2 tRNA genes and 3 rRNA genes are annotated in these 5,559 nt (G+C 52.0%); all 5 read left to right on the top strand.

Features of this window, described 5'->3' with window-relative positions:
- The first annotated feature begins 353 nt into the window (after nucleotides 1-353).
- Nucleotides 354-1,889: ribosomal RNA gene (locus HMPREF2914_RS01065) — 16S ribosomal RNA — on the top strand.
- A 64-nt stretch (nucleotides 1,890-1,953) separates the two neighbouring features.
- Nucleotides 1,954-2,030 (top strand) — tRNA-Ile (locus HMPREF2914_RS01060).
- Between the two features lie 28 nt (nucleotides 2,031-2,058).
- Nucleotides 2,059-2,134 (top strand) — tRNA-Ala (locus tag HMPREF2914_RS01055).
- Between the two features lie 225 nt (nucleotides 2,135-2,359).
- Nucleotides 2,360-5,250 (top strand): 23S ribosomal RNA (locus HMPREF2914_RS01050).
- A 143-nt stretch (nucleotides 5,251-5,393) separates the two neighbouring features.
- Nucleotides 5,394-5,509 (top strand): 5S ribosomal RNA (rrf, locus tag HMPREF2914_RS01045).
- Together the 16S, 23S and 5S rRNA genes with 2 tRNA genes alongside form the textbook arrangement of a ribosomal RNA operon.
- The last annotated feature ends 50 nt before the right edge of the window (nucleotides 5,510-5,559 follow it).

Raw genomic sequence — 5,559 nt, 5'->3', positions numbered from 1 at the left:
CGAGGTGCTTGACAGCGAATTTGAACGCTGTAGAATGCGCCTCCCGCTGATCGGAAGATGGTTTGAAGGTCGGCGCAAGCGGTTGAGTAGAAAAGAAAATTTTCGAAAATAACGCTTGACGGAAAGAGAGGTTGCTGTAGAATGCGCGGCCTCGGTTGAGACGAAAGCCTTGACCAACTGCTCTTTAACAAGTCGAATCAAGCAATTCGTGTGGGTGCTTGTGATGTAAGACTGGTGATCGCAAGATTATCAGCAACGCAAGTAACACTCGTGAATTCGAGAGTTTTATCTCTTTTTAAGAGAATGCGATTGCTGAGCCAAGTTTAGGGTTTTCTCAAAACCCAAGCAGTATTGAACTGAAGAGTTTGATCATGGCTCAGATTGAACGCTGGCGGCAGGCCTAACACATGCAAGTCGAGCGGATGAAGGGAGCTTGCTCCTGGATTCAGCGGCGGACGGGTGAGTAATGCCTAGGAATCTGCCTGGTAGTGGGGGATAACGTCCGGAAACGGGCGCTAATACCGCATACGTCCTGAGGGAGAAAGTGGGGGATCTTCGGACCTCACGCTATCAGATGAGCCTAGGTCGGATTAGCTAGTTGGTGGGGTAAAGGCCTACCAAGGCGACGATCCGTAACTGGTCTGAGAGGATGATCAGTCACACTGGAACTGAGACACGGTCCAGACTCCTACGGGAGGCAGCAGTGGGGAATATTGGACAATGGGCGAAAGCCTGATCCAGCCATGCCGCGTGTGTGAAGAAGGTCTTCGGATTGTAAAGCACTTTAAGTTGGGAGGAAGGGCAGTAAGTTAATACCTTGCTGTTTTGACGTTACCAACAGAATAAGCACCGGCTAACTTCGTGCCAGCAGCCGCGGTAATACGAAGGGTGCAAGCGTTAATCGGAATTACTGGGCGTAAAGCGCGCGTAGGTGGTTCAGCAAGTTGGATGTGAAATCCCCGGGCTCAACCTGGGAACTGCATCCAAAACTACTGAGCTAGAGTACGGTAGAGGGTGGTGGAATTTCCTGTGTAGCGGTGAAATGCGTAGATATAGGAAGGAACACCAGTGGCGAAGGCGACCACCTGGACTGATACTGACACTGAGGTGCGAAAGCGTGGGGAGCAAACAGGATTAGATACCCTGGTAGTCCACGCCGTAAACGATGTCGACTAGCCGTTGGGATCCTTGAGATCTTAGTGGCGCAGCTAACGCGATAAGTCGACCGCCTGGGGAGTACGGCCGCAAGGTTAAAACTCAAATGAATTGACGGGGGCCCGCACAAGCGGTGGAGCATGTGGTTTAATTCGAAGCAACGCGAAGAACCTTACCTGGCCTTGACATGCTGAGAACTTTCCAGAGATGGATTGGTGCCTTCGGGAGCTCAGACACAGGTGCTGCATGGCTGTCGTCAGCTCGTGTCGTGAGATGTTGGGTTAAGTCCCGTAACGAGCGCAACCCTTGTCCTTAGTTACCAGCACCTCGGGTGGGCACTCTAAGGAGACTGCCGGTGACAAACCGGAGGAAGGTGGGGATGACGTCAAGTCATCATGGCCCTTACGGCCAGGGCTACACACGTGCTACAATGGTCGGTACAAAGGGTTGCCAAGCCGCGAGGTGGAGCTAATCCCATAAAACCGATCGTAGTCCGGATCGCAGTCTGCAACTCGACTGCGTGAAGTCGGAATCGCTAGTAATCGTGAATCAGAATGTCACGGTGAATACGTTCCCGGGCCTTGTACACACCGCCCGTCACACCATGGGAGTGGGTTGCTCCAGAAGTAGCTAGTCTAACCGCAAGGGGGACGGTTACCACGGAGTGATTCATGACTGGGGTGAAGTCGTAACAAGGTAGCCGTAGGGGAACCTGCGGCTGGATCACCTCCTTAATCGAAGATCTCAGCTTCTTCATAAGCTCCCACACGAATTGCTTGATTCACTGGTTAGACGATTGGGTCTGTAGCTCAGTTGGTTAGAGCGCACCCCTGATAAGGGTGAGGTCGGCAGTTCGAATCTGCCCAGACCCACCAATTGTTGGTGTGCTGCGTGATCCGATACGGGGCCATAGCTCAGCTGGGAGAGCGCCTGCTTTGCACGCAGGAGGTCAGGAGTTCGATCCTCCTTGGCTCCACCATCCAAACAATCGTCGAAAGCTCAGAAATGAATGTTCGTGAATGAACATTGATTTCTGGTCTTTGCACCAGAACTGTTCTTTAAAAATTCGGGTATGTGATAGAAGTAAGACTGAATGATCTCTTTCACTGGTGATCATTCAAGTCAAGGTAAAATTTGCGAGTTCAAGCGCGAATTTTCGGCGAATGTCGTCTTCACAGTATAACCAGATTGCTTGGGGTTATATGGTCAAGTGAAGAAGCGCATACGGTGGATGCCTTGGCAGTCAGAGGCGATGAAAGACGTGGTAGCCTGCGAAAAGCTTCGGGGAGTCGGCAAACAGACTTTGATCCGGAGATCTCTGAATGGGGGAACCCACCTAGGATAACCTAGGTATCTTGTACTGAATCCATAGGTGCAAGAGGCGAACCAGGGGAACTGAAACATCTAAGTACCCTGAGGAAAAGAAATCAACCGAGATTCCCTTAGTAGTGGCGAGCGAACGGGGATTAGCCCTTAAGCTTCATTGATTTTAGCGGAACGCTCTGGAAAGTGCGGCCATAGTGGGTGATAGCCCCGTACGCGAAAGGATCTTTGAAGTGAAATCGAGTAGGACGGAGCACGAGAAACTTTGTCTGAACATGGGGGGACCATCCTCCAAGGCTAAATACTACTGACTGACCGATAGTGAACCAGTACCGTGAGGGAAAGGCGAAAAGAACCCCGGAGAGGGGAGTGAAATAGAACCTGAAACCGTATGCGTACAAGCAGTGGGAGCCTACTTGTTAGGTGACTGCGTACCTTTTGTATAATGGGTCAGCGACTTATATTCAGTGGCAAGCTTAACCGTATAGGGTAGGCGTAGCGAAAGCGAGTCTTAATAGGGCGTTTAGTCGCTGGGTATAGACCCGAAACCGGGCGATCTATCCATGAGCAGGTTGAAGGTTAGGTAACACTGACTGGAGGACCGAACCCACTCCCGTTGAAAAGGTAGGGGATGACTTGTGGATCGGAGTGAAAGGCTAATCAAGCTCGGAGATAGCTGGTTCTCCTCGAAAGCTATTTAGGTAGCGCCTCATGTATCACTCTGGGGGGTAGAGCACTGTTTCGGCTAGGGGGTCATCCCGACTTACCAAACCGATGCAAACTCCGAATACCCAGAAGTGCCGAGCATGGGAGACACACGGCGGGTGCTAACGTCCGTCGTGAAAAGGGAAACAACCCAGACCGCCAGCTAAGGTCCCAAAGTTGTGGTTAAGTGGTAAACGATGTGGGAAGGCTTAGACAGCTAGGAGGTTGGCTTAGAAGCAGCCACCCTTTAAAGAAAGCGTAATAGCTCACTAGTCGAGTCGGCCTGCGCGGAAGATGTAACGGGGCTCAAACCACACACCGAAGCTGCGGGTGTCACGTAAGTGACGCGGTAGAGGAGCGTTCTGTAAGCCTGTGAAGGTGAGTTGAGAAGCTTGCTGGAGGTATCAGAAGTGCGAATGCTGACATGAGTAACGACAATGGGTGTGAAAAACACCCACGCCGAAAGACCAAGGGTTCCTGCGCAACGTTAATCGACGCAGGGTTAGTCGGTTCCTAAGGCGAGGCTGAAAAGCGTAGTCGATGGGAAACAGGTTAATATTCCTGTACTTCTGGTTACTGCGATGGAGGGACGGAGAAGGCTAGGCCAGCTTGGCGTTGGTTGTCCAAGTTTAAGGTGGTAGGCTGAAATCTTAGGTAAATCCGGGGTTTCAAGGCCGAGAGCTGATGACGAGTCGTCTTTTAGATGACGAAGTGGTTGATGCCATGCTTCCAAGAAAAGCTTCTAAGCTTCAGGTAACCAGGAACCGTACCCCAAACCGACACAGGTGGTCGGGTAGAGAATACCAAGGCGCTTGAGAGAACTCGGGTGAAGGAACTAGGCAAAATGGCACCGTAACTTCGGGAGAAGGTGCGCCGGCTAGGGTGAAGGATTTACTCCGTAAGCCCTGGCTGGTCGAAGATACCAGGCCGCTGCGACTGTTTATTAAAAACACAGCACTCTGCAAACACGAAAGTGGACGTATAGGGTGTGACGCCTGCCCGGTGCCGGAAGGTTAATTGATGGGGTTAGCGCAAGCGAAGCTCTTGATCGAAGCCCCGGTAAACGGCGGCCGTAACTATAACGGTCCTAAGGTAGCGAAATTCCTTGTCGGGTAAGTTCCGACCTGCACGAATGGCGTAACGATGGCGGCGCTGTCTCCACCCGAGACTCAGTGAAATTGAAATCGCTGTGAAGATGCAGTGTATCCGCGGCTAGACGGAAAGACCCCGTGAACCTTTACTGTAGCTTTGCACTGGACTTTGAGCCTGCTTGTGTAGGATAGGTGGGAGGCTTTGAAGCGTGGACGCCAGTTCGCGTGGAGCCATCCTTGAAATACCACCCTGGCATGCTTGAGGTTCTAACTCTGGTCCGTGATCCGGATCGAGGACAGTGTATGGTGGGCAGTTTGACTGGGGCGGTCTCCTCCTAAAGAGTAACGGAGGAGTACGAAGGTGCGCTCAGACCGGTCGGAAATCGGTCGTAGAGTATAAAGGCAAAAGCGCGCTTGACTGCGAGACAGACACGTCGAGCAGGTACGAAAGTAGGTCTTAGTGATCCGGTGGTTCTGTATGGAAGGGCCATCGCTCAACGGATAAAAGGTACTCCGGGGATAACAGGCTGATACCGCCCAAGAGTTCATATCGACGGCGGTGTTTGGCACCTCGATGTCGGCTCATCACATCCTGGGGCTGAAGCCGGTCCCAAGGGTATGGCTGTTCGCCATTTAAAGTGGTACGCGAGCTGGGTTTAGAACGTCGTGAGACAGTTCGGTCCCTATCTGCCGTGGACGTTTGAGATTTGAGAGGGGCTGCTCCTAGTACGAGAGGACCGGAGTGGACGAACCTCTGGTGTTCCGGTTGTCACGCCAGTGGCATTGCCGGGTAGCTATGTTCGGAAAAGATAACCGCTGAAAGCATCTAAGCGGGAAACTTGCCTCAAGATGAGATCTCACTGGGAACTTGATTCCCCTGAAGGGCCGTCGAAGACTACGACGTTGATAGGCTGGGTGTGTAAGCGTTGTGAGGCGTTGAGCTAACCAGTACTAATTGCCCGTGAGGCTTGACCATATAACACCCAAACAATCTGACGATTGTGTGTTGTAAGGTGAAGTCGACGAACCGAAAGTTCGCATGAACCGCAAACACCTTGAAATCACATACCTGAATCCGGATAGACGTAAGCCCAAGCGAACGGATATCCAACCGAATTGCTTGACGATCATAGAGCGTTGGAACCACCTGATCCCTTCCCGAACTCAGAAGTGAAACGACGCATCGCCGATGGTAGTGTGGGGTCTCCCCATGTGAGAGTAGGTCATCGTCAAGCTCCTATCCCAAAACCCCTGGTCAGCGATGACCAGGGGTTTTGCTTTTGCG

Source organism: Pseudomonas sp. HMSC067G02 (assembly GCF_001813485.1).
Lineage (GTDB): Bacteria > Pseudomonadota > Gammaproteobacteria > Pseudomonadales > Pseudomonadaceae > Pseudomonas > Pseudomonas aeruginosa.
This window is presented reverse-complemented; position numbering and strand designations above follow the sequence as displayed.